General features: G+C 72.2%; 19 protein-coding genes. 13 read left to right on the top strand and 6 right to left on the bottom strand.

Annotated features, from left to right (window positions below):
• Positions 1-57 precede the first annotated feature (57 nt).
• The 3 genes from BM430_RS26215 to BM430_RS26205 all read right to left on the bottom strand — a co-directional run bounded on the left by BM430_RS26215 (position 58) and on the right by BM430_RS26205 (position 4,587).
• Positions 58-1,164: an ATP-dependent DNA helicase gene (locus BM430_RS26215; RefSeq protein WP_177303182.1), complete on the bottom strand. Its 1,107-nt coding sequence runs from the start codon at positions 1,162-1,164 to the stop codon at positions 58-60.
• A 10-nt stretch (positions 1,165-1,174) separates the two neighbouring features.
• Entirely contained in the window at positions 1,175-2,965 is a 1,791-nt protein-coding gene (locus BM430_RS26210; protein WP_093570177.1) for a cation:proton antiporter domain-containing protein, read from the bottom strand.
• Positions 2,966-3,282: 317 nt separating this feature from the next.
• Positions 3,283-4,587, bottom strand: a complete 1,305-nt coding sequence (locus tag BM430_RS26205) for a cystathionine gamma-synthase family protein (RefSeq protein ID WP_093570176.1) — start codon at positions 4,585-4,587, stop codon at positions 3,283-3,285.
• Positions 4,588-4,833: 246 nt separating this feature from the next.
• Between BM430_RS26205 and BM430_RS26200 the strand changes: the two genes are divergently transcribed.
• The 8 genes from BM430_RS26200 to BM430_RS26165 all read left to right on the top strand — a co-directional run bounded on the left by BM430_RS26200 (position 4,834) and on the right by BM430_RS26165 (position 14,640).
• Positions 4,834-6,063, top strand: coding sequence for an ATPase (locus BM430_RS26200; RefSeq protein ID WP_093570175.1), 1,230 nt, complete (start codon positions 4,834-4,836; stop codon positions 6,061-6,063).
• Entirely contained in the window at positions 6,060-6,731 is a 672-nt protein-coding gene (locus tag BM430_RS26195; protein WP_093570174.1) for a hypothetical protein, read from the top strand. The genes BM430_RS26200 and BM430_RS26195 overlap by 4 nt, the downstream gene beginning before the upstream one ends.
• A 79-nt stretch (positions 6,732-6,810) precedes the next feature.
• Positions 6,811-7,656: an AAA family ATPase gene (locus BM430_RS26190; protein ID WP_093570173.1), complete on the top strand. Its 846-nt coding sequence runs from the start codon at positions 6,811-6,813 to the stop codon at positions 7,654-7,656.
• A gap of 4 nt (positions 7,657-7,660) precedes the next feature.
• Entirely contained in the window at positions 7,661-8,179 is a 519-nt protein-coding gene (locus BM430_RS26185) for a SixA phosphatase family protein (RefSeq protein ID WP_093570172.1), read from the top strand.
• A gap of 390 nt (positions 8,180-8,569) precedes the next feature.
• Complete coding sequence (locus tag BM430_RS26180; protein WP_093570171.1) at positions 8,570-9,760, top strand: hypothetical protein; 1,191 nt, start codon at positions 8,570-8,572, stop codon at positions 9,758-9,760.
• 152 nt (positions 9,761-9,912) lie between these two features.
• On the top strand, positions 9,913-11,379 hold the full coding sequence (locus BM430_RS26175; RefSeq protein WP_093570170.1) for a YcjX family GTP-binding protein: 1,467 nt from the start codon (positions 9,913-9,915) through the stop codon (positions 11,377-11,379).
• A gap of 10 nt (positions 11,380-11,389) precedes the next feature.
• Positions 11,390-12,433: a YcjF family protein gene (locus BM430_RS26170; RefSeq protein WP_093570169.1), complete on the top strand. Its 1,044-nt coding sequence runs from the start codon at positions 11,390-11,392 to the stop codon at positions 12,431-12,433.
• A gap of 194 nt (positions 12,434-12,627) precedes the next feature.
• Positions 12,628-14,640, top strand: coding sequence for a methyl-accepting chemotaxis protein (locus tag BM430_RS26165; RefSeq protein ID WP_143132135.1), 2,013 nt, complete (start codon positions 12,628-12,630; stop codon positions 14,638-14,640).
• Positions 14,641-14,822: 182 nt separating this feature from the next.
• On the opposite strand, the gene BM430_RS26160 is transcribed toward BM430_RS26165, so the two are convergent.
• On the bottom strand, positions 14,823-15,746 hold the full coding sequence (locus BM430_RS26160; protein WP_093570167.1) for a LysR family transcriptional regulator: 924 nt from the start codon (positions 15,744-15,746) through the stop codon (positions 14,823-14,825).
• 92 nt (positions 15,747-15,838) lie between these two features.
• On the opposite strand from BM430_RS26160, the gene BM430_RS26155 reads away from it, so the two are divergent.
• Positions 15,839-16,282, top strand: a complete 444-nt coding sequence (locus BM430_RS26155; RefSeq protein ID WP_093570166.1) for a PACE efflux transporter — start codon at positions 15,839-15,841, stop codon at positions 16,280-16,282.
• Positions 16,283-16,522: 240 nt separating this feature from the next.
• Here BM430_RS26155 and pobA read toward each other — a convergent pair whose 3' ends face one another.
• The gene (pobA, locus tag BM430_RS26150; RefSeq protein WP_093570165.1) at positions 16,523-17,722 is read right to left on the bottom strand and encodes a 4-hydroxybenzoate 3-monooxygenase; all 1,200 of its coding nucleotides are present in this window, start codon (positions 17,720-17,722) and stop codon (positions 16,523-16,525) included.
• A gap of 161 nt (positions 17,723-17,883) precedes the next feature.
• Here pobA and BM430_RS26145 point away from each other — a divergent pair, with 161 nt between their 5' ends.
• From BM430_RS26145 to BM430_RS26135, 3 genes are all read left to right on the top strand, one after another.
• Positions 17,884-18,783 (top strand): helix-turn-helix domain-containing protein, encoded by a 900-nt coding sequence (locus BM430_RS26145; RefSeq protein ID WP_093570164.1) that lies wholly within the window; start codon positions 17,884-17,886, stop codon positions 18,781-18,783.
• Positions 18,780-19,730 carry an aldo/keto reductase gene (locus tag BM430_RS26140; protein ID WP_093570163.1) on the top strand — a complete coding sequence of 317 codons (951 nt, stop codon included), beginning with the start codon at positions 18,780-18,782 and terminating at the stop codon, positions 19,728-19,730. The genes BM430_RS26145 and BM430_RS26140 overlap by 4 nt, the downstream gene beginning before the upstream one ends.
• 313 nt (positions 19,731-20,043) lie before the next feature.
• A complete protein-coding gene (locus tag BM430_RS26135; RefSeq protein WP_093570162.1) occupies positions 20,044-20,436 on the top strand; it encodes a hypothetical protein in 393 nt (130 codons plus the stop codon).
• A 44-nt stretch (positions 20,437-20,480) separates the two neighbouring features.
• Here the strand turns inward: BM430_RS26135 and BM430_RS26130 are convergent, their stop codons facing one another.
• The gene (locus tag BM430_RS26130; RefSeq protein ID WP_244539669.1) at positions 20,481-21,242 is read right to left on the bottom strand and encodes a LexA family transcriptional regulator; all 762 of its coding nucleotides are present in this window, start codon (positions 21,240-21,242) and stop codon (positions 20,481-20,483) included.
• 402 nt (positions 21,243-21,644) lie between these two features.
• On the opposite strand from BM430_RS26130, the gene BM430_RS34870 reads away from it, so the two are divergent.
• The gene (locus tag BM430_RS34870) at positions 21,645-21,809 is read left to right on the top strand and encodes a hypothetical protein (protein ID WP_177303175.1); all 165 of its coding nucleotides are present in this window, start codon (positions 21,645-21,647) and stop codon (positions 21,807-21,809) included.
• Positions 21,810-21,837: the final 28 nt, after the last annotated feature.

The following is a 21,837-nucleotide window of genomic DNA, read 5'->3' as shown; positions in this document are numbered from 1 at the left end:
AACGTCCATCATACGCCCACCTCCCGACTTCAGCGAGATGCCGGAACGACGCTACCTCTACACCACCACCGTGATCACCTCCGCCGCCCGGGTCAGCGCAGTGTAGAGCCAGCGCGCCCGGTGCTCGCGGAACGCGTAGGATTCGTCGAACAGCACCACACGGTCCCATTGCGACCCCTGCGCCTTGTGGACGGTGAGCGCGTAGCCGTAGGTGAACTCTTCCGTCTCGCGCCGTAGGATCGCCGGCACCTCTTCCTCGCTGCCGGCGATGATCGAGCGCAGCACCTTGATGTCCTGGGGCTTGCGCCGCACGGCCGGATCGTCCTCCGGCACCACGTCGAGGCGCACGAGGTCGGGGCGGGGGGCGGCGCGCAGGGCCTGGACGGTCCAGGTCGAGCCGTTGAGCAGGCCCTTGGTGCGGTCGTTGCGCAGGCAGACCAGCTTCTCGCCCACCGCCGGCATCGGGTCGGCGTGGCCGATCAGCTCGCGGATGCGGCCGTTATAGAGCCGCCGCGTGCGGTTCATCCCGACCAGCACTTGGTCGGCGGCCAGCACGGTGGCGGGGTCGATCGCGCGGCGCGGGATCACCCGGCTCTCGCCGTAATCGCCGATATCCAGCCGCCCGCCCTCGCGGACCGTCATGGCGAGGCGCACGATCGGGTTGTCGGCGGCCTGGCGGTGGACCTCCGTCAGCATCACGTCGGGCTCGGCCTCGGTGAAGAAGCCGCCGCCCTTCACCGGCGGCAGCTGGGCCGGATCGCCCAGCACCAGCACCGGCGTACCGAAGGACAGGAGGTCGTTGCCGAGGTCGCCGTCGACCATCGAGCACTCGTCGATGACGACGAGGGCCGCCTTGCTCACCGGACCGGTGCGGTTGAGCGTGAAGGCGGGCCCGCCCTCGGTATCCTCGCGGGTGCGGTAGATCAGGCTGTGGATGGTCGACGCGTCCGGGCAGCCGCGGGCGCGCATGACGGAGGCCGCCTTGCCCGTATAGGCGCAGAACAGCACCCCGCCCTCGACGTCCTCGGCGAGGCGCCGGGCGAGGGTCGTCTTGCCGGTGCCGGCGAAGCCGAACAGGCGGAAGACCTGCGGGCTGCCGCGCTTCAGCCAGTCCGACACCGCCTTGAGCGCCGCCTCCTGCTGGGGGCCAAGCCCGCTCATCATCGTTGTCCGCTCACGGTGCCTTCCCCACGGTGCGGCGGGCCTGGAACGGCGCGGCCGGTGGGGCCTCCTTGCGGCGCAGGAGCGCCCGGAACTCGTCGCGGCGCTCGTGGATCGAGGCGATGACCAGCCCCATCGGCACGCCGACATCGACCAGCACCGCCTCCGAGAGCTGGAGCGAGGCCTCGATCGTCTCCGGCACGGCATCGTCCACGCCCATCTCGTAGAGGGCGGTGGCGTGGCGGGCGTCGCGTGCGCGCGCCACGATGGTGAGGTCCGGCCGCTCGGCGCGGGCGGCCGCCACCACCGCCTCGACGGCGCGGGGCTGGTCGAGGGTGACGACGAGAGCGCGGGCGGTGTCGATGCCGCAGCGGCGCAGCAAATCCGGGTTCGCCGAATCGCCGAAATAGACCGGGTTGCCGAGGCGGCGCTGGTCGGCGACGCGGGCGGCGTCCATGTCGAGGGCGATGTAGGGCACCTTGTGGCGGGCCAGCATCTCGGCGACGAGGCGGCCGACCCGGCCGTAGCCCGCGACGATCACCCGGCCGGGCTGGCGCTCCGCCGGCGGCGGCTCGGCCCGGGCACGGCCCAGCGCGGTCCGGTCGATCCGCCGGCCGAGGCGGCGGGCGAGCGCCGCGAGGCCGGGGATCATCACCATCGTGGCGGTGGTGACGACGAGCGCCGCCTGGCCGAGATCGTCGGGGACGAGGCCGGCGGCCAGCGCACTGCCGACGAGCACGAAGGCGAACTCGCCGCCGGGCCCGAGCAGCAGGGCCGATTCGAGCGCCACCGCACGCGGCAGCCGCAGCATCGTCCCGATGCCTAAGATCACCCCGCCCTTGAGGACGAGGAGGCCGAGGGCGAGGCCGAGGATGGTGAGCGGCGTCTTCATCAGCACCGCCGGGTCGATCCCCATGCCGACCGAGACGAAGAACACGCCGAGCAGCAGGCCCTTGAACGGGTCGATCGTCGCCTCGATCGCCCGGCGGTACTCGGTCTCGGCCAAGAGCAGCCCGGCGACGAAGGCGCCGAGCGTCATCGACAGGCCGCTCGCGGCCGCGACGAGGGACGTCGCCGCGATGACGAGGAGGCAGGCCGCCATGAAGAGTTCGGGGCTGCGGGTGCGGGCGACGAGTTGGAACAAAGGCCGCAGGCCCAGGCGCCCGGCGCCCACCAGCAGCGCCAGCGCCACGGCGGCCTGACCGAGCGCGAGGGCGAGGCCGGTCACCGCGTCGCTGTCCTTGCGGCCGAGCACCGCGATGGCGAACAGGACGGGAGCGACGGCGAGGTCCTGGAACAGCAGCACCGCGAAGCTCGCCCGCCCGGCCGGCGTGTTGAGCCGCTTCTGCTCGGCCAGGACCGGCAGCACGATGGCGGTGGAGGAGAGAGCGAGCGCCAGCCCGACCAGGATCGCCGCGAGGGGCGCCACCTCGAGCGCCATCAGTACCGCGCCGACGAGCAGGCTCGACACCACCACCTGGAGCGAACCGAGGCCGAAGACGAGGCGGCGCAGGATGCGCAGGCGCTCCCAGGACAGCTCGACCCCGATCATGAACATCAGGAACACCACGCCGAGCTCGGCGAGATGCGCGATCTCGGTGCGGTTCGAGATCGTCACCGCGCCGAGCCACGGCACGGTCTCGGTGAGCCGCCCCAGTCCCGACGGCCCGAGGAGGGCGCCGGCGCCGATGAAGCCGAGGACCGGGCTGACGCGCAGGCGATGGAACAACGGCACCACGATCCCGGCGGTGACCAGGAACAGGATGACTTCCTTGTAGGAGCCGGACGCGGCGTGCTCGGTCATCGGGAGCGGCGGAGCCTCTCGGGCTGTCGGACGGGCGAAGGTCCCGGCCCGCGCGGGAGGCGGCCGGGGAATCGCGGCCATCTTGCGGAGGGGGGCCGGCGGGGCAAGCCAAAAGGGCGGCCGGGCCGGCGTTTTCACGTCGGTCCGTTGCGGTCACGCCGCCCACGGGGTGGGTCATCGGCTGAGCTCCGTGCCCGGGGAACATCCGTCGTGACTCTCCGCCCGTTCCGGGCCCGGAAAGGGTGGGGAGTCACGACGGATCGACGGCCCGTCGAAACGTCCCGACCGAGACCGCCGGCCTGGAAAGCGGCCTCGCGTTATCCCAGCGTCGCCAGCGCCGCCTCCATGTCCGCCGCCAGATCCTCCGGATGCTCGATGCCGATCGAGACCCGGATCGTCGCGTCGGTGATGCCGAGCCGGTCGCGCACCGCCTTGGGCACCCCCGAATGGGTGGTCGAGGCCGGATGGCTGGCGAGCGATTCGGTCCCGCCTAAGCTCACCGCGAGCTTGAACAGCTGGAGCGCGTTGAGCACCCGGAACGCCTCCGGCTCCCCGCCCGCGACGTCGAACGAGAAGGTCGAGCCCGGGGCGGCGCACTGCGCGGCGTAGACCCGGGCCGCACCGGAGCCGGGTTCGAGATGGCCGAGATGGTGCAACCGCGTCACCTTCGGGTGGGAGCGCAGCAGGTCGGCGATGAGCTCGCCGTTGCGGTTGGCCTTCTCCATCCGGAGCGTCAGGGTCTCGAGCGAGCGCCCGAGCATCCAGCACGAATGCGGATCGAGCTGGGTGCCGATCGCCGAGCGCAAGAGCCGCACCGGCTTCATCCGCGCCGCCGCGCCGAGGGCCGCCCCGGCGATGAGGTCGGAATGGCCGCCGACATACTTCGTCAGCGAATAGACGGAAATGTCGGCACCGAAGCGCAACGGGTGCTGGAAGAGGGGGCCGAGCAGGGTGTTGTCGCAGACCAAAACCGGCGCCTGCCCGCCCTGGCGGGCGCCGATCCGGTCGGCCGCCCGGCGCACCAGCGCCAGGTCGACGAGGGTGTTCAGCGGGTTCGACGGCGTCTCGACCATCACGACGCTGACGCGCCCGCCGGACGTCTCCGCCAGGGCGAGCGCGGCATCCGCCGCCGCCGTCACGCTGTCCTCGTCGGTCCCGTCCTGGAAGCCGACCGCCCCGATGGTGAAGCCCGCCAGGGTCTTGGCGATCAGCGTCTCGGTGCCGCCGTAGAGCGGCTGGGAATGCAGCACCACGTCGCCGGGCCGGGCATGGGCCAGGATCACGGTGGCGATCGCCGACATGCCCGACGAGAACAGGAGGGCGGCCTCCGCCTCCTCGAACACCGCGAGCCGGTCCTCGACGATCTCGCTGTTGGGATGGTTGAAGCGGGAATAGACCAGCCCCGCCGCCTCGCCGGCCGGCGGCTCGCGCCGTCCCGAGACGTAGTCGAAGAACGCCTTGCCGTGCTCGGCGGAGGTGAACACGAAGGTCGAGGTCAGGAAGACCGGCGGCTTCACCGCCCCCTCCGAGAGGGCGGGATCGTAGCCGTAGCCGAGCATCAGGGTCTCAGGGCTCAGGCGGCGGTTGCCGAGCCGGTCCTTGTGGTAGCGGTCGTCCGACATGCGGGGCCTCGCTCCGGTCTGGCAGCGCCGCGCGAGCGGCGTCGGGTCTCGGCGCGACGAAGCGCGCCGCAAGCCGGTTCTAACGCCGTTCACAGCGTTTTGCGGTGCGTAAAGCGCGCCCCGGACGCTGCGCCGCGGCAAGCCCCGCTCGCAGAGGGCGCATTTTCGGCGCAAAACCCGCATAGCGTGAAGGATTGAAATACCGTGTACGCGGCCGCCCCCGGGGGGCCGCCTCGAGGAGCCGCGATGGGCAGACAGCCTCCCGATCGGGTGGTGGTGCGCGAGAAGCGCGCCTGGACCGACGAGACCGATGCCTGGAAGCAGGACCGGGCGATCCGCAAGGGTTACCGCATCCGCTGGGGCTACGTCGCCATCGCCTACCTGGTCGAGGCGCTGGTGATCTGCACCTCGCTGGCCGGGGCCTGGTTCTTCGCCGAGACCTACGCCGACAAGCACGACCAGAGCTTCTGGTTCATGCTGCTGGCGCCGGTCGTCTACGCGGCGATCGAGCTGTGCCGGGTGCCGCTCGGCATCCTGATCCGGGTGCAGCGCGACTGGCTGATCAAGTCTCTCGCGATCGTCGGCATCGTGATGGCGGCGGGCGTGACCACCAAGTCGGTGTCGCAGCTCGGCGAGATGATGTTCCATCCCCGCCTCGCCGAGGCCTCGAAGGCCCGCACCGTCCTGAAGGAGGCCGAGGCCGACCGCGGCACGATCGATAACCGCATCGCCCAGGCCGATGCCCGGGTGGCGCAGTACACGGCGGAGGCCGCGGCGCTCGAGAAGCGCACGACCGAGGCCTCGTCGCAGCTCGCCGGCCTGCCGGGCCAGCGCTGCGAGCGCCTGTCCGGCACCAACAGCCGCGGCAAGCGCTACAATTACCTGCGCTGCGTCACCGATCCGCGCACCGCCACCATCGCGGGCAGCCTGAAATCCGCCGGCGACGAGCGGGCGGTGGTGGCGAAGAACCTGACGGAAGCCCGCGCCGCCCGGGCGCAGCTCGACCGCGCCGCCGCCGACCGCCGGGTGACGGAAGCCGAAGGCGCCTACCGCGACGCTGTGCGGCGCTCGCAGCTGCACTCCTTCACCGCGATGGTCTACGGCGCCGATCCCGTCGACGTGACGGACCAGCAGGTCCACGCCTTCCTGCGGATCTTCGTCTTCGCGCCGGCGCTCTGCGCCGCCTTCGCCTCGACGCTCTTGGCGCTCTGCGCCGTGCAGGTGCGCAAGACCTATCGCGACGAGGACGACCTCGACGCGATGATGCACGCGGAGGGCGTGCCGCTCCTCCTCAACCAGATGGCCGAGAGCGCGACCCAGATCCAGGACGCGCAGCGGGCGATGCGCGAGGCCGCGGTGGCCTCCGGCGCGGCGATCCCCCTCGACCAGCGCCGCTCGCCGACCGTGCCGCAGGCCGGCACGCCCCCGGCGCCGCCGGCGCGCGACGACGACCGCATCGAGAGGCCGAGACCGTGAGCTACCTCGCACCGGGCACGCCGGAGAACGTCGCCCTCGCCCAGCACGTCAACGGGCGTCTGCGGGCCGAGGCCCGGATCTCCAATGCCCGCGCCTTCCTCTTCCGGGCGATCGGCCTCGGCGTCTTCGTCGGCCTCGCCGGGGCCGGGCTGGGGGCCGCCTTCTACGGCTACGCGACGATGAACGAGGTCGGCAACGCCTCCGACAAGCTCGCGAAGGCCCTCACCCAGGCGCTCGAGACCACGACGCTCAAGACGAGCGGCGAGGTGAAGCTCACCGACACCACCCTCAAGATCGAGGGCGGGGTGCCGGCACCGGCGCCGGTGGCGAAGGGGCGCCCGGACGTGTCCTCGCTCACCGGCAACCAGGGCAAGACCGAGGCGCCGGCTTCCGCCGCCGCCGCGGTGCGCACGAGCTTCACGGTGTTTAAGACCGTGCCCTATCTCGACGGCTCGATCGTCACCGGCTGGAACTTCAAGGGCGACGAGCAGAAGCCCGAGAAGCAGTACTGCTACGTGACCCGTCCCCAGAGCTTCGGCGACGGCGCCACCTCGAACCAGACCACCGTGGCGATCGACGGCGAGCTGCTGCCGCAGCCGGCCCGCTCGGAGATCAACTTCACGGTGATCGCCCGCAGCTGCGTGTGGTTCGATCCGTCGAAGCTGTGAGGCCGGCGGGGCTCGCCAGCGCGGCCTTCGCCGCATAGGTTCGAGGAAATTCCCGAAGGACAGGACTGACGCGAGCCCGATGCGCTTTTCCGGAACCGAGAGCTACGTCGCCACCGGCGACCTCACCGTCGCGGTCAACGCCGCCATCACCCTGGAGCGGCCGCTCCTCGTCAAGGGCGAGCCGGGCACCGGCAAGACCGTGCTCGCCGAGGAGATCGCCCGCGGGCTCGGGGCGCCGCTGCTGACCTGGCACATCAAGTCGACCACCAAGGCGCAGCAGGGCCTCTACGAGTACGACGCGGTCTCGCGCCTGCGCGATTCGCAGCTCGGCGATCCGCGGGTCTCCGACATCGCCAACTACATCCGCCGCGGCAAGCTGTGGGACGCCTTCACCGCCCCCGAGCGGCCGGTGCTCCTGATCGACGAGATCGACAAGGCCGACATCGAGTTCCCGAACGACCTGCTGCTCGAACTCGACCGGATGGAGTTCCACGTCTACGAGACCGGCGAGACCGTGCGGGCGGCGCGCCGCCCCATCGTCATCATCACCTCGAACAACGAGAAGGAGCTGCCGGACGCCTTCCTGCGCCGCTGCTTCTTCCACTACATCAAGTTCCCGGACGCCGACACGCTGAAGGCGATCGTCGACGTGCACTATCCGGGCATCCAGCATCGCCTGGTCGAGGAGGCCCTGCGGGTCTTCTTCGAGGTGCGCGAGGCGCCGGGGCTGAAGAAGAAGCCCTCGACCTCGGAACTGCTCGACTGGCTGAAGCTCCTGATGGCCGAGGAGATCGGGCCGGAGACCCTGCGCGAGCGCGATCCCCGCAAGCTGATCCCGCCGCTGCACGGGGCGCTGCTGAAGAACGAGCAGGATGTCGGGCTGTTCGAAAAGCTCGCCTTCCTGAGCCGCCGCGAGGGACGCTAGAGCGATGCGCCGCCTGATCCTGCTCCGCCACGCCAAGTCCGACTGGCCGGACGGCGCATCCGACGTCGACCGGCCCCTCGCCCCCCGCGGGCAGGAGGCGGCGCCGAAGATGGCCGCCTACCTGGCCGAGCAGGGGCTGGTCCCCGACCGGGTGCTGGTCTCGCCGGCCCGGCGCACGCAGGAGACCTGGGCCCTCGTCAAACCGGCGCTCGGTGCAGTGCCGGACGAGACCGTGCCGCAGATCTACGAGGCGCCGGTCTCGCGCCTGCTCGACGTGCTGCGCAGCATTCCGGACGAGGTCGCGACCGCCCTGATGATCGGCCACAATCCGGGCTTCCAGGACCTCGCCCGGCTCCTCGGCAAACCGAGCGAGGCGCGGCGGGCCCTGACCAAGAAGTACCCGACGGCGGCGGTCGCGGTGATCGACCTGTCCGTGGATTCGTGGGGCAAGGTCGAGGCCGGGGAGGGCACGGTCGAGCGGTTCGTGACCCCGAAGACCCTGGGGCACGGCGAGGACGAGTAGGGCTTCGCTCGCCGATCCGAGCCGGGAAGCAATGTCCGAACAGGTCGTGCGTATCTCTCCCCCCAGCAGCGCGGAGGGGTACTGGAAGAATAAGGCGCAGGTTTCTCCTCTCCCCGCGGGCGGGGAGAGGGCCGAGCCCTCGTTCAGAGGGCGCGGCAAGCTGCGAACCGCAAGGTTCGCCGCGAGGGTGAGGGGGTGTCTCCGGACGAGCCTCTTCCGGCCCCCCTCACCTCCGGTCCGGCTACGCCTCCGCTTGCTACGGACCCGACAAGGGTCCGTAGCCCTCTCCCCGCCCGCGGGGAGAGGGGGGCCCCGTGCTTCCCTCGGTGGAACGGAGCGCTTGGGAAATCGCTTGAGACAGCTAAGCCTCAGCTACACGTAACGAGTGCCGTGATCCTCACCGCCTTCCTCTCCTTGAGCCTCGCGGCCGGCCCCGCCACCGACGCGGCCGCCGCCCTGGTGCGGGATGGCGCCGCGCGCCTCGGGGACGGGCTCGCCGCCGCCTCCGCCCTCGCGGCGCCCGAGCGCGCGATGCCGGTCTACCGGCCCGAGGCGCGGGCGGTGTCGAACTGGCGCAGCGAGACCAAGGACGGCCTCCTGCCGCTCTCCCTCGCCTGGACCGCCTGGGCGGCGCCCGGCGATCCGGCCTTCGTGGCGCGCTGCGTTAAGCTCAACAATTACTGGTGCATCAAGCGGGCGCGCTGGGACGGCGAGATCGGCGGCGACCAGGAGGGCCATACCGGCTTCGCCACGGCCGGGCAGGGGGCCGATGCCGCGGTCTCGCTGCTGCGGCGCTATTACGGCGAGTACGGGCGCCGCTCGGCCCTGGCGATCGTCCGCCGCTGGGCGCCCGCCGAATGCGCCGGCCCGGTCGCGGCGCGCGCCGTCGCCCCGGTGAGGGGAGCCGCACCCGCGCGGGCCGCCTCGCCGGCGCTGACGGCCCTGGCGCCGCAGGGCATCGGTCGCACCTTGCGGGCCCGGTTCCTCGCCGGCCACGGCCGCGGCGGCGCCCCGCGCCGGGTCGCCCGTGCCCCGGCCCACCCGACCGCCGCGGCCCGGCCGGTCGCCGGCAACGCCCTGCGGGTCCAGCCCTGGTCGGCGCTCGCCCGGATGCAGGGCAAGCCGCGCCAACCCGTGCGCGTCGTCAGGGCGCCGCCGCTGCCCACCATCGCCACCGGCATCGGCGAGACGGCGCGCCCCGCCGCGATCGAGCCGATGCGGGCCCTCGACGGGGCGCGGCTCGCCGCGGAGGCTTCGGCCCTGCCGACGCTGGCCGTCGCCCCGGCCTCGGCGCTGCCGCCGGCCTTGCGCCCGCCGGCGCCCCTGTGCGGCTCCGACGAGATCCGGATCCAGAACTACGCCGCCCGCATCGCCGGCAGCGTCGGCGTCAAGCCCGGCGACGATCTCGGCCTGTTCACCCCCGACGGCCACGCCACCGCGCGCCTCGCCCCGGTGCTGCTGGCGATGTCCGCGGTCGAGCTCGGAGCGTTGCGGGCGAGCCCGGCCCTCGTCGCCGCGGCGATCGCCCGCGCCGAGGCCGAGCGCGGGGCGGCGCGCCAGCAGGCGGAGGCCGCGCCCTGAGCAGAGCCGCAGGGCGACTCTGCTTAGCCTCTTGTATTTGCATCAGTTTTGCCGCCGAACCGGCGACCGCTTCGGCGAATGATGCTGAGGCCCTTGCGGAAGGCCGGTCCCCGCGCCACCTCGGGGAGCGACATGAAGCCAGAGCGTACCGCGTGCCGCCCCTGACCGACCTCGCCGCACGTGCCGGCTCCCTCGCCAAGTCCGTCACCGAGGCCACCCGCTCCCTGGCGGAGGCCTCCAACGACCTCCTGGTCCAGCCGACGGTGCGGCTCGGCGTCACCGGCCTCGCCCGCTCGGGGAAAACGGTGTTCACCACCGCTCTGGTGCACCAGCTCACCGGCCTCCACCCGCTGCCGGCGCTCCGCGCCTCGCAGGAGGGCCGCCTGCGCCGGGCCCGCCTGGTGCCGCAGCCCGACGACGCGGTGACGCGCTTCCCCTACGAGGACCACCTCGCGGCGCTGACCGAGGCGCGGCGCTGGCCGCGCTCGACCGACCGGATCAGCCAGCTGCGCCTGGAGGTCGATTACGAGCGCAAGAGCGGCTGGCGCACCGGGCCGGCGAGCCTGATGGTCGACATCGTCGACTATCCGGGCGAGTGGCTGCTCGATCTCGCCCTCATCGAGCAGACCTACGAGGGCTGGTCGCGCGAGACGATCGCTGCGGCCCAGCGCCCCGGCCGCGCCGCGATGGCGGCGCCCTGGCTCGCCTCCCTGCGGTCGCTCGATCCGAACCAGCCCCTCGACGAGATCGTGGCCGAGCGGGCGAGCGAGGCGTTCAAGATCTATCTCGCCGCCGTGCGCTCCGGCCCCGAGGCGGTGGCGACGACGCCGCCGGGCCGGTTCCTGATGCCGGGCGACCTCGCGGGCTCGCCGGCCCTGACCTTCGCGCCGCTGATCCTGGACGGGCCGGTCAATCCCGACAGCCTGGGGGGGCTGATGCAGCGCCGCTTCGAGGCCTACAAGCATCGGGTGGTGACGCCGTTCTTCCGCGACCATTTCCAGCGCATCGACCGCCAGATCGTCCTCGTCGACGTGCTGGCGGCGGTCGATGCCGGGGCGGCGGCCCTGGCCGAACTGGAGGAGGCCCTCGACCGGGTGCTGATGAGCCTCAGGGTCGGGCGCAACACCATCCTGTCGCGCTTCTTCGCGCCGCGGGCCGACCGGATCCTGTTCGCCGCCACCAAGGCCGACCACCTGCATCATTCCAGCCACGACCGGCTCGACGCGCTGCTGCGCCTCCTCGTCTCCCGCTCGCTGCGGCGCACGGAGGCCGCGGGCGCCCATGTCAGCACCCAGGCGCTCGCCTCGGTGCGCTCGACCCGCGAGACGGTGGTGCATGACGGGCCGAGCGCCTTCCGGGCGGTGGCCGGCACGCCGGAGGCGGGCGAGAGCATCGACGGCGAGACCTTCGACGGCGAGACCGAAGCGGCGATCTTCCCGGGCGAGCTGCCCGAGCGCCCCGAAGCCGTGCTGGAGGGTGCGGTGCCCCCGGGCTCGTTGCGCTTCCCGCGCTTCCGCCCGCCCCAGGTCTCCCGCGACGCGCTGGGCCGCCCGGGCCGCCTGCCGCAGATCCGTCTCGACCGCGCCCTGAACTTCCTGATCGGCGACCGCCTGGCCTGAGGGCTTCTCGATGACGAACACACCCACCCCGAAGCCCCGCGCCTTCCGCCTGCCCCCCGCCGGACCTGAGACCGCCATCGCCGCCCCGCCGCCGCCCGGCACCGAGACGGCGCTGCCCGACGGCGTGCGGGTGGTGGAGGAGCCGTTCGAGATCGTCGAGGCCGCCGACGGCGTGCCCGTCCCGGTGGCGCCGCGCTCCCGCGCGCCCTGGGCGACGTTGCTGCTCTCGGCCCTCGGGGGCCTGGCCTCCCTCGGCATCGGCCTTGCCATCGAGCGCCTGATCGCCGACCTCTTCACCGTCGCGCCCTGGCTCGGCATCGTCGCCCTGGTGCTGCTCGCGGTCGCGGTGGTGGCGCTCGCGGCCATCGTCTGGCGCGAGGTGGCGGGGGTGCTGCGCGAGCGCCGCATCGAGGCCTTGCGCGAGGAAGCCCTCGACGCGCTCCGCTCCCGCGACCACAGCGCCGCCAAGGCCGTGGTGCGCCAGCTCTCCAGCCTCTATGCCGGGCGCCCGGCCTTGAGCGCCGCGCGGGCGCGGCTCGCCGCCCTCGACGACCAGATCCTCGACGTCGAGGACCGGATCGGCATCGCCGAGGCCGAGCTGCTGGCCTCCCTCGACCGCGCCGCCAAGGCGGCGGTGGCGGAGGCGGCCAAGCAGGTCTCGGCGGTGACGGCCCTGAGCCCGCGGGCGATCGTCGATGTCGGCTTCGTGATCTTCGCGGCGGTGCGCCTCCTGCGCCGCATCGCCACCATCTACGGTGGACGGCCCGGCCTGTTCGGCTTCCTGCGCCTCGCCCGGGCGGCGCTCGCCCATCTCGCCGTCACCGGCAGCGTCGCGGTCGGCGACAGCCTGGTGCAATCGGTGCTGGGTCTCGGGGTCGCGGCGCGGATCTCGGCGAAGCTCGGGGAGGGCGTGCTGAACGGGCTGATGACGGCGCGGTTCGGGCTGGCGGCGCTCGCCGTGTGCCGGCCGCTGCCGTTCACCCGCGAGCCGGCGCCGCGGCTCGGCGACGTGGCCGGCGAGCTGATCCGCCGGGAGGAGGGCGGCGCCGCCTGAACTGCTCGCGAACGCCCCCGACTCGCCCCGATCCGAAGGGCTCCGCAGCGTCAACGGAATATTCAACAAAAGATTACTATCCTGTCCGCCGTATCGGGGAATGCGGCGACATGCGCTATCTTACTGTCCGGAATGTGCTCGGAACGGTCATATTGCTCTTCGGGGCGATCATCATCGTATCTTCCGCCTATAATTTGAGCACTGCGTTCGAATCGAAGCAGAAGGCGCATCTCACCTATCGCTACATCAAGCTCAGCCGGGCCATGCTGGAAAGTCTGGCGTGGTTTCGCAGCGAGCGCGGCTGGAGCATGACCGGCCTCGGCTTCGCGCCGGAGGCGAATCAGGTCTCGCGGCGCGTGACACTGGAATCCCGCGGCCCGGCCGATCAGGCGCTGAGCGAGGCGGCGGCGGCCGTGCGGGCCGTCGACGATCCGGCCCTCGTCGCAGCCATGGAGGAGCTGGCGCAGGCCGCCGACTCGTGGCGGACGCTGCGCGGCCGGATCGACGCCGACCTCGACCGGCCCCTGGCCGGCCGGGACAAGGCCCTGTTCACCCAGCTGAACGAGGCCGGCGGGCGCGTGCTCACCCTGATCGACGGGCTGTCGACCCGGACCGACACCGCCCTGAGGCGGCTCGACCCGGCGCTGGAATCGACCATCGCCACGAAGGCGATCATCGGTTCCCTCCGGAGCCTGACCGGCCAGCAGCTGCTGACGATGAACATCCTCCTCTCCGGCGACCGGCTGCCCCTCCCGACGGACGGACCAGTCCTGCGCGCCCGGGAGACCCAGGTGCGGACGACCTGGGATCTCATCGGGACGCTGCTCTCGACCAGCCGCTCCGACCTGGTCCAGTCGGCCTATCGGACCGCCACCGCCGCGTATTTCGAGGGCTCTCTCGGCACGCAGCGGGCCGAGGCGGTGGCCGCCGTCGAGGCCGGGCGCAAGCCGAGCGTCGCCCCGATGGATGCGTGGCTCGAGAACGCCGCCAGAAGCCAGTCGGCGATCGCCGCGACCGCGCTCGCCCTGATGGACGCCGCGGCGGCGACCGCCGACGCGGAGGTGGAGCGGGCCCGGCAGGCCTTCGCGGTGCATTGCACGCTCGCGGTCGCCGGTCTGCTCCTGACGCTCGTCGGGGCGGCGATCGCGCAGGTCTGGATCGCTGGCCGGATCCATGCCCTCGCGACGGCGACCCGGCGCATCGCGGACGGCGATCTCGCCGTCGCGGTGCCGGGCACCCGTCACCGCGACGAGATCGGCGCCATGGCGGCCGCGCTCGAGGTTTTTCGCGATACCATGCAGCGCAGCCGCGCCCTGGAGCGCGAGACCGAGCAGGCCCGCCTCGCGGCCGAGGAGCAGCGGCGGATCGGGATGCGCGCCGTCGCCGACGCCTTCGAGGAGGCGGTGGGCGCCGTCGTCGCCAAGGTCTCGGCCTCGGCCGCCGCCCTCGAGGGCACCGCGCGGAGCATGACCGCCACCGCGACCGAGACCGCCGGTCAGTCGACCTCCGCGGCGTCCGCGGCGGAGCAGGCGGCCACCAACGTCGACACCGTGGCGGCGGCGGTCGAGGAACTGGGCTCCTCGGTCCAGGAGATCGGCCGCCAGATCGTGGCCTCCTCCGACCTCGCCGGACGGGCCGTGGCCGAGGCGGACCAGACCATGCGCCTGGTCCAGGAGATGACGCGCAACTCGACCCGGATCGGCGACATGGTCGGGATGATCGCGACCATCGCCTCGCAGACCAACCTCCTGGCCCTCAACGCAACGATCGAGGCGGCGAGGGCCGGAGAGGCGGGGCGCGGCTTCGCGGTGGTCGCCGCCGAGGTCAAGGCGCTCGCCACCCAGACCGCCAAGGCCACCGACGAGATCGGCCAGCAGATCGGCCAGATCCAGGTCGTCACCGATCAGGCGGTCGGGGCGATCACCGCGATCACGACCCGCATCGGCGAGATCAGCACGGTGACGGCGACGATCTCGGCGGCGGTCGAGGAACAGGGAGCGACGACGCAGGAGATCGTCCGCAACGTGGCGCAGGCCTCGGCCGGCACCCAGGAGGTCACCGGCAACGTGGCGGGCGTGGCAATGGCGTCGGAGCGGACCGGCGCGGCCGCCCGGCAGGTGCTGGATTCCGCCTCCGACCTGTCGCGCGAATCCGAGCATCTCGGCACCGAGGTCCAGCGCTTCCTCGCGCGGGTGCGGGCGGCCTGAGGCGCGTCGATCGGAGACGCCAAGCGATGCGGATCCCGCCCTCGGCCCATCGTCGAGGGCGGGATCCGCGCAGCGGCCGCCCGGCGTCGACCGTCCGCGATCACCGCCTGCGATCCGCCGCCTGCATCCGCGGGTCGGCCTCGTCCTACCGGACACCACGAGGCTCCGGCCCGGGCCCGTCCTCAGACCGCCCGCTCACCCCCCGAGAGACCACCGATCCGCTCCGCCGCGAACCGCTCGCGCAGCCAGGCCGCCGCCGGCCCGCAGGGCCGCTGCTTGTGCCAGACCAGCTCCAGGGCGATCGGCCAGTCGCCCTCATCGAACTGGAGATCCGGCGTGACGAGATACGGCGCGGTCGGGGAGGCGGCGATGACGTGGTCGGTAACGAAGGCCCAGCCGATCCCGTGCTTCACCATCTCGAGGATCACCCAGTGGCTCTCGACCCACCACACCTCGGCGGCAACCCGCAGGCGGCGCTTCTCCGGCCCGTCGCTGCGGGCGGCGACGAGGATCTGGCGGTGGCGCTTCAGCTCCTCCCATTCCACCCGCGGCTTGGCAGACGACGTTTGGGCGAGCGGGTGGTCGCGCCCGCAGACGAGCTTGAGCGGCACCCAGCCGATGGTCTGGAAGCCGAGTTCCGTCGGCAGCACCTCCTGGCGCCACATCACCCCGAGATCGGCGGCGCCCGACTGCACCATGCGGCTGACATCCTCCATCAGTGGGAACAGAAGCTCCAGCTCGACGAAGGGAAACGCCCGGGCGAACTCGGCGAAGAGGGCGCCGAGCGCGTGCTCGGGATAGAGTTCGTCGATGGCGACGACGAGCCGGTTCTCGACCCGCCGCTCCAGGCTGCTCGCCACGCCGATCAGGTGCTCGCGCCGGTCGAGCACGACCCGCGCCTCCTGGAGCAGCCGCTCGCCGGCCGGTGTCAGGACCGGGTTCCGGCCCGCCCGGCTGAACAGTTCGAGCCCCAGATCCGTCTCGAGATTCGCCACCTGCGTGCTGACGGCGGATTGCGCCTTCCGCAGGACGCGGGCCGCGCCGGAGAACGAGCCGGCCTCGGCCGCCGCCACGAAGGCCTGGAGCTGGTCGAGCGAGACGGCCATCTATCTGATTTCCCGATACGTCCCAACTTGATGCCCGGGGTATCGCCGATAGAAGGCGGCGAACCAACGCGATTTTGTCGAAGAGTTCGTTCATGCGCAGCACACGCGACCGCATCCGCCACGCCCTCCTGTTCGAGGTCGTCGGCCTCGCGCTCATCATCCCTCTCGGAACGATCCTGTTCGGGCTGCACGCCTCCGCGATGGGCGTGATCGGAGTGGGCAGCGCCGTCGCCGCGACGGCGTGGAACTACATCTACAACCTGGGCTTCGACCGGGCGATGCAGCGGCTCGTCGGGCACACCCGCAAGAGCCTGGGTCTCCGGCTGGCGCACGCCGTGCTGTTCGAGGCGGGTTTGCTCGTGATCCTGCTGCCGCCGATCGCCTGGTATCTCGGGATCGGCCTGATGCAGGCCTTCGTCATGGATATTGCGATCGCACTTTTCTACGTGGCCTACGCCTTCGTCTTCAACCTCGCCTACGATCGGGCCTTCCCGCTGAAGAGCTGGGGCGAGGTCGCGGCGGAGCCCGCGCGCTGAGGGTCCGTTACGACGTTTCTCGACGATCTTGGCACCCACAGGGTCATTCCGGGGCCGCGAAAGCGGAGCCCGGAATCCAGAACCGCCGGTGGTACAGGAAAGAGCAGATAGCGTTCCGCTACATTCTCGACGACCTGAGTGTCTGGATTCCGGGCTCCGCTGCGCGGCCCCGGAATGACGCGGTGTGTGCTGAAAGCGATGGAGGCCAATCGAGAACGGATCTGTGACCACCTGCGATGGTCACGCTCCCACCGCCTCGCGCCCGAACCCCATCGGCAGCCCGACGTAATTCTCCGCGATCGCCGTCTGCGCCGCCCGCGAGCCGCGGATATAGGCGAGCTCCGCCACCTGCATCCGGCGGGCGAATTCGTCCATGTCGGGGAAGCGGTGGGTGAGGCCGGTGAACCACCAGCTGAAGCGCTCGGCCTTCCACACCCGGGCGAGCGCCCGGGCCGAGTAGCCGTCGAGGCCGGACGCGTCGTGGTCGGCGTAATGCAGGGCGAGCGCCTCGGCGAGCATCGCGACGTCGGAGACCGCGAGGTTCATGCCCTTGGCCCCCGTCGGCGGGACGATGTGGGCGGCGTCGCCGGCGAGGAAGAGGCGGCCGTAGCGCATCGGCTCGGCGACGAAGCTGCGCAGGGGGGCGATGCTCTTCTCGAAGGAGGGGCCGCGCACCAGCCCGGCCGAGGCCGTGGGCCCGAGGCGGGTCTCGACCTCGTCCCAGAAGCGCTCGTCAGACCAGTCCTCGATCCGCTCGTCGAGGCCGACCTGGACGTAGTAGCGGCTGCGGGTGGGGGAGCGCATGCTGGCGAGCGCGAAGCCGCGGGCGTGGTTGGCGTAGATCAGCTCGTGGTTGACCGGCGGCACCTCGGCCAGGATGCCGAGCCAGCCGAAGGGATAGACCCGCTCGTAGACCTTCAGCACGTCGTCAGGGATCGACGCCCGCCCGACCCCGTGGAAGCCGTCGCAGGCCGCGACGAAGTCGCAAGCGAGGGTGTGGGCGGCCCCGTCCTTGCGGTAGGTCACGCTCGGGCTATTTCCGGTGAGGCCGTCGAGCCGCAGGTCCTCGGCCTCGAACACGATCCGGACGCCGCGGGGCTCGGCGGCGTCGAACAGGTCGCGCATCACCTCCTGCTGGCCGTAGACCGTGACGGCGGAGCCGCCGGTGAGCGCCGCCATGTCGATCCGGAAGATCTCGCCGTCATAGGCGAGGTTGGTGCCGGTATGGGGCAGGCCCTCGACCTTGAGCCGCGCGTCGAGGCCGAGCTCTTCCATCAGCGCGACGGTGCCCTGTTCCAGCACGCCCGCCCGCACCCGGCCCTCGACATAGTCGCGGGTGCGCCGCTCCAGCACCACCGCGTCGATCCCGGCGCGGGCCATGAGGTGGGCGAGGAAGAGGCCGGCCGGGCCGGCGCCGATGATGGCGACCTTCGTGCGCATGTGCGTGTCCTCGAACGTTTCCCGATTCGTGGCGCCAGCGTCTCGGCGGTGGCTGCCTTGTGACGGGAAGGTGAACCGCGGCGGACCGGTTGACGATGGACGGGGCGAGGGAAAAGTTGGATTTTTCGTCAGCTCAGTCGTCCCGCCAGGGCCCGCCCGCGATGCGCCTCGATCCCGCCCAAACCCCTGCGGTGCCGCACTTCTTCCTCTACGGCGAGGCGCCCCGGGATGCCGACGACCGCTTCCTGCACCTGGAAGCCTTGGACGATCGCAGCCGCCCGAACCGCTGGACCATCCGCCCGCACGTCCATTCGAGCCTGCATCAGGTGCTGCTGATCGCCGAGGGCGGCGGGGAGATGCGGGCCGAGGCCGAACTCTTCGCCTTCGCGGCGCCGTGCCTGCTGGCGGTCCCGGCCGGCACCGCCCACGGCTTCCGCTTCACCGACGGCACCGCGGGGGCGGTGCTCACCCTCTCGGCGCGCTACCTGCACGACCTGTGCGGGCGCGAGCCGGAATTGTCGGCTTTGTTTGCCGGCCCCGCCGCCCTCGCCCTGCCGGAGCCGGGCCCGGTCGAGGAGGCCGTGGCCGAGCTCGCGCGAGAGCTGGCCTGGGCAGCGCCGGGCCGGCGCGGCGCCGTCGAGGCGCACCTGATGCTGCTCCTCGTCGCCGGCCTGCGCCGCCTCGCCGCCACCCGCGCGCCGCCGGCCCCGCCCGGCCCGCAGGCGCTCCTGACCGCGCGCTTCCGCGACCTCGTCGAGGCGCATCACCGCCGCGAGCGGCCGCTGATCGCCTACGCCGACGATCTCGGGGTGACCGAGGCGCGGCTGCGCGCCGCCTGCCGGGCGGTGACGGGCGCGAGCCCCGGCCGGATCGTCCGCGAGCGCCGCCTGCTCGAGGCCAAGCGGAGCCTGCTCTATTCCGACCTCGGCATCGCCGAGATCGCCTACAGCCTCGGCTTCACCGACCCAGCCTATTTCTCGCGCTTCTTCGCCAAGGGCACCGGCGAGTGCCCCAGAGCGTTTCGCGACAGGCGCGGCGCCGACAGGGGAGAGACGCGATGACGCGAGACGACGGACTGACCCGCCAGGGCTTCCTCGGCGCGGCGCTGGCCGCCGCGGTCGGCGGCGGTGCGGCCGCGCAAGGGGCCGGCCAAGGGACAAGCCAAGCGACAAGCCAAGCGACGCCGTTGCACCGGCGGCCGATCCCGGCGAGCGGCGAGACCCTGCCGGTGATCGGGCTCGGCACCTGGCGCGGCTTCGACGTGGGCGCCAAGCCCGCCGAGCGGACGCCCCTGCGCGAGGTGGTGGCGACGTTGATCGGCCAGGGCGGCCGGGTGATCGATTCCTCGCCGATGTACGGCCGCGCCGAGGGCGTCACCGGCGACCTCGTGGCGGACCTGAAGGCCCGGGAGAAGATTTTTCTCGCCACCAAGGTCTGGACCAGCGGGCACGAGGCCGGGATCGCCCAGATGACGCGCTCGTTCCAGCTCCTGCGCACCGAGCGCCTCGACCTGATGCAGATCCACAACCTGCTCGACTGGCGCACCCATCTGCCGACCCTGCGGGCCTGGAAGGAAGAGGGCCGGATCCGCCACATCGGCATCTCGCACTACACCGAGAGCGCCTACGACGCCGTCGAGGCGGTGTTGCGGGCCGAGCGGCTGGACGTCCTCCAGATCAACTACGCCCTCGACGACCGGGCGGCCGAGAATCACCTGCTGCCGCTCGCGGCCGAGCGCGGCGTGGCGGTGCTGGTCAACCGGCCCTTCGGCGGCGGCGGGCTCCTGCGCCGCCTGGCCCACACGCCGCTGCCGGACTACGCGGCGGAGATCGGCTGCACCTCCTGGGCGGAGATCCTGCTGAAATTCGTGATCTCCCACCCGGCGGTGACCTGCGCCATCCCCGGCACCGCCGATCCCGGCCACATGGCGGCGAACCTGCGCGCCGGCACCGGCCCGCTGCCGGACGAGGCCCTGCGCCGCCGCATGGCGGCAACGATGCCGGGCTGACCGCGAGCCGGGCGCGGGAAACGGCCAAGTCTTCGTCCGGCCGATCGCCGCGCAGCAAGTCACCGTGCAGCAAGTCGGCAAGCAAGCGCGGCCACGGCCCAGTCGATCGGCCGGCAGGCGTGCTGTGCCGCGCCATATTGCTGCCGTTCTGCCTGTGTTAATGATCCCTCATCCACATCGCTTCTCGTCCAGCGCGCGACCGCGAAGGCTCGCGCAGCGGGCGGTTGCGGTCACGCCGCACCGATCCGCCACGCGTCAGGAAGCGAGCCGGCCTCGTCCATCCGGCCGGGCTCGACCAATCATCGGGGGTCCCATGCTCAAGTCGTCCGTCGCCGCTCTCGTCCTGTGCGCCGCCCTGCCGGCCAGCCTGCTGCCGGCGGCCGCGGAAGGGCGGGGATTCAACGGCACCTGGTCGGTGCAGCTCGTCACCGAATCGGGGATGTGCGACAGCCGCTACACTGTCTCCCTCGCGATCGCCGACGGCGACGTGCGGGTGGCTTCGACGGGCGAGGGCGGTGCGACGGTGAGCGGGCGCATCGGGTCGGACGGCCAGGTCGGCCTCACCGTCCGCCACGGCTCGACCAGCGGCGCCGCCTCGGGCCGGCTCCAGGCCAATACCGGCTCCGGCACCTGGAACGTCTCCGCCCTCTGTTCCGGCCGCTGGACCGCGCAGCGCCGCACGGCCCGGGTCGCGCAGGCGGATTGACCGGATCGCTGCACGACGCAGCGATCCTCGTCCCCGCCGGGCTTCTATCCGTCCGGCTTGCTCCCGACAAACTTGCTACCGATAAACTTGGCGCCGGCGGATTTGGATCCGGCGCAGAACCGGCTCCAGGCTTGCGCGTGCACGGTGCTGATGATGCCCGAGGCCCAGACCAGGCGGCGATCGGGCATCAGCGGGGCGTTGTGGCTCTCCAGGTGATAGGAGCCCCGCTGCGAGCCGCGCAGGATCTTCTTCAGGAAGCGGTGCCCCTCCACCGTCGCCACCGCGGCGTAGAGGTCGAGCAGCCGCTCCGGGCTCTCGCCCGCCTCGGCGCAGAGCACCACGTCGTCCGGCTCGTATTTCGGATACATCGACAGGCCGGCGACCCGGAACGCGATGGTGCCGGGCGGCACCGGGAACGGCACCGTGATCCGGAACAGGTCGCCGTCCGGCCCGGGCTGCTCGTCCCCGGTGTCGATCAAGCCGCCGGCGCTGATCAATCCCTTCACCCCCACCACCTGGCCGACGACCTGATCGACCTCGGAGTGCGGCTCCGGCGCATCGTCGTCACCGAACAGGAGCCCCTTGGCGGTGACCTGGACGCCGTCGCGGCGGAAGCGCGCGGCGTAGCGCTCGGCATCGTCCTGGCCGACGGTCCGGGTGCCGGCCTCGTGCGCCCGGTAGGTGCTCTCCGGCCAGGCATTCTGCAGGGCGGCGTCCCGCGCCGAGCGGTAGCCGGCGGCGATGCGCGCCTGGCGCAGCCGCTCCCCCTGCGCGGCCCGGACCCGGTTCTCTCCCGACTGGATCACCTCAGAGAACTTTCCTAACACTTGAGGTATTGAGCAAAATCATTACATCATGTAGCGACTTCGGTCGCAAGGACGTCGCATGGACGTGGGCCATGATCGGGCCAGCATCGCCGTTCGCCTGCGCCCCCTCATGCATCCTACCCCAACGGCAGCCTTGCGCCGTACCCCCTCGTTACGGGAGTTCCCCGATGGTCCACCGTTTCCTCGCAGCCCGGGGCGGACCGCCCGACGCGGCGGCCGCCTCGTGGCGCAACGTCGGGAGGGAGATGGTCGATCCGGCCCGATGCCTCCCCGGACGTCCCGGCGGCGAATCGCCGCAACGGGCGTGCGCCGGCCGGAAGAGACGTCGCGCCTGGGACGAAGGCGCTCGCGCGGCGGGCCGTGCCGGTGCAGGAGGGGCGCATGAAGGTTGCCCTGATCGTGCTCTGGACCCTCGCCGCGGGGGTCGGCCTGTTCCTGCTGGTGCGTGCCCGGATCGTGCGCGCGACCGAGGCGCTGACGCGGGAGGCCGCCCGCGAGCGGCTTCCGCCGCCCGACGCGCCGCCGGATCGCCCCGGCGGGGCCTGACCGGAGCCCGGCAGCCGGGGAGGGCGGC

Origin of the sequence: Methylobacterium sp. 174MFSha1.1, from assembly GCF_900116815.1 — a bacterium.
Lineage (GTDB): Bacteria > Pseudomonadota > Alphaproteobacteria > Rhizobiales > Beijerinckiaceae > Methylobacterium.
The sequence above is the reverse complement of the archived record's forward strand: the minus strand, read 5'-3'. Positions and strand labels throughout refer to the sequence as shown.

What these genes read in the sequence shown, in the direction of transcription:
- BM430_RS26215 (WP_177303182.1), bottom strand. Translation starts at nt 1,164, where the DNA reads ATGATGAGCGGGCTTGGCCCCCAGCAGGAGGCGGCGCTCAAGGCGGTG.
- pobA (WP_093570165.1), bottom strand. Translation starts at nt 17,722, where the DNA reads ATGCGCACGAAGGTCGCCATCATCGGCGCCGGCCCGGCCGGCCTCTTC.
- BM430_RS26160 (WP_093570167.1), bottom strand. Translation starts at nt 15,746, where the DNA reads ATGGCCGTCTCGCTCGACCAGCTCCAGGCCTTCGTGGCGGCGGCCGAG.
- BM430_RS26185 (WP_093570172.1), top strand. Translation starts at nt 7,661, where the DNA reads ATGCGCCGCCTGATCCTGCTCCGCCACGCCAAGTCCGACTGGCCGGAC.
- BM430_RS26145 (WP_093570164.1), top strand. Translation starts at nt 17,884, where the DNA reads ATGCGCCTCGATCCCGCCCAAACCCCTGCGGTGCCGCACTTCTTCCTC.
- BM430_RS34870 (WP_177303175.1), top strand. Translation starts at nt 21,645, where the DNA reads ATGAAGGTTGCCCTGATCGTGCTCTGGACCCTCGCCGCGGGGGTCGGC.
- BM430_RS26205 (WP_093570176.1), bottom strand. Translation starts at nt 4,587, where the DNA reads ATGTCGGACGACCGCTACCACAAGGACCGGCTCGGCAACCGCCGCCTG.
- BM430_RS26170 (WP_093570169.1), top strand. Translation starts at nt 11,390, where the DNA reads ATGACGAACACACCCACCCCGAAGCCCCGCGCCTTCCGCCTGCCCCCC.
- BM430_RS26210 (WP_093570177.1), bottom strand. Translation starts at nt 2,965, where the DNA reads ATGACCGAGCACGCCGCGTCCGGCTCCTACAAGGAAGTCATCCTGTTC.
- BM430_RS26135 (WP_093570162.1), top strand. Translation starts at nt 20,044, where the DNA reads ATGCTCAAGTCGTCCGTCGCCGCTCTCGTCCTGTGCGCCGCCCTGCCG.
- BM430_RS26155 (WP_093570166.1), top strand. Translation starts at nt 15,839, where the DNA reads ATGCGCAGCACACGCGACCGCATCCGCCACGCCCTCCTGTTCGAGGTC.
- BM430_RS26190 (WP_093570173.1), top strand. Translation starts at nt 6,811, where the DNA reads ATGCGCTTTTCCGGAACCGAGAGCTACGTCGCCACCGGCGACCTCACC.
- BM430_RS26140 (WP_093570163.1), top strand. Translation starts at nt 18,780, where the DNA reads ATGACGCGAGACGACGGACTGACCCGCCAGGGCTTCCTCGGCGCGGCG.
- BM430_RS26200 (WP_093570175.1), top strand. Translation starts at nt 4,834, where the DNA reads ATGGGCAGACAGCCTCCCGATCGGGTGGTGGTGCGCGAGAAGCGCGCC.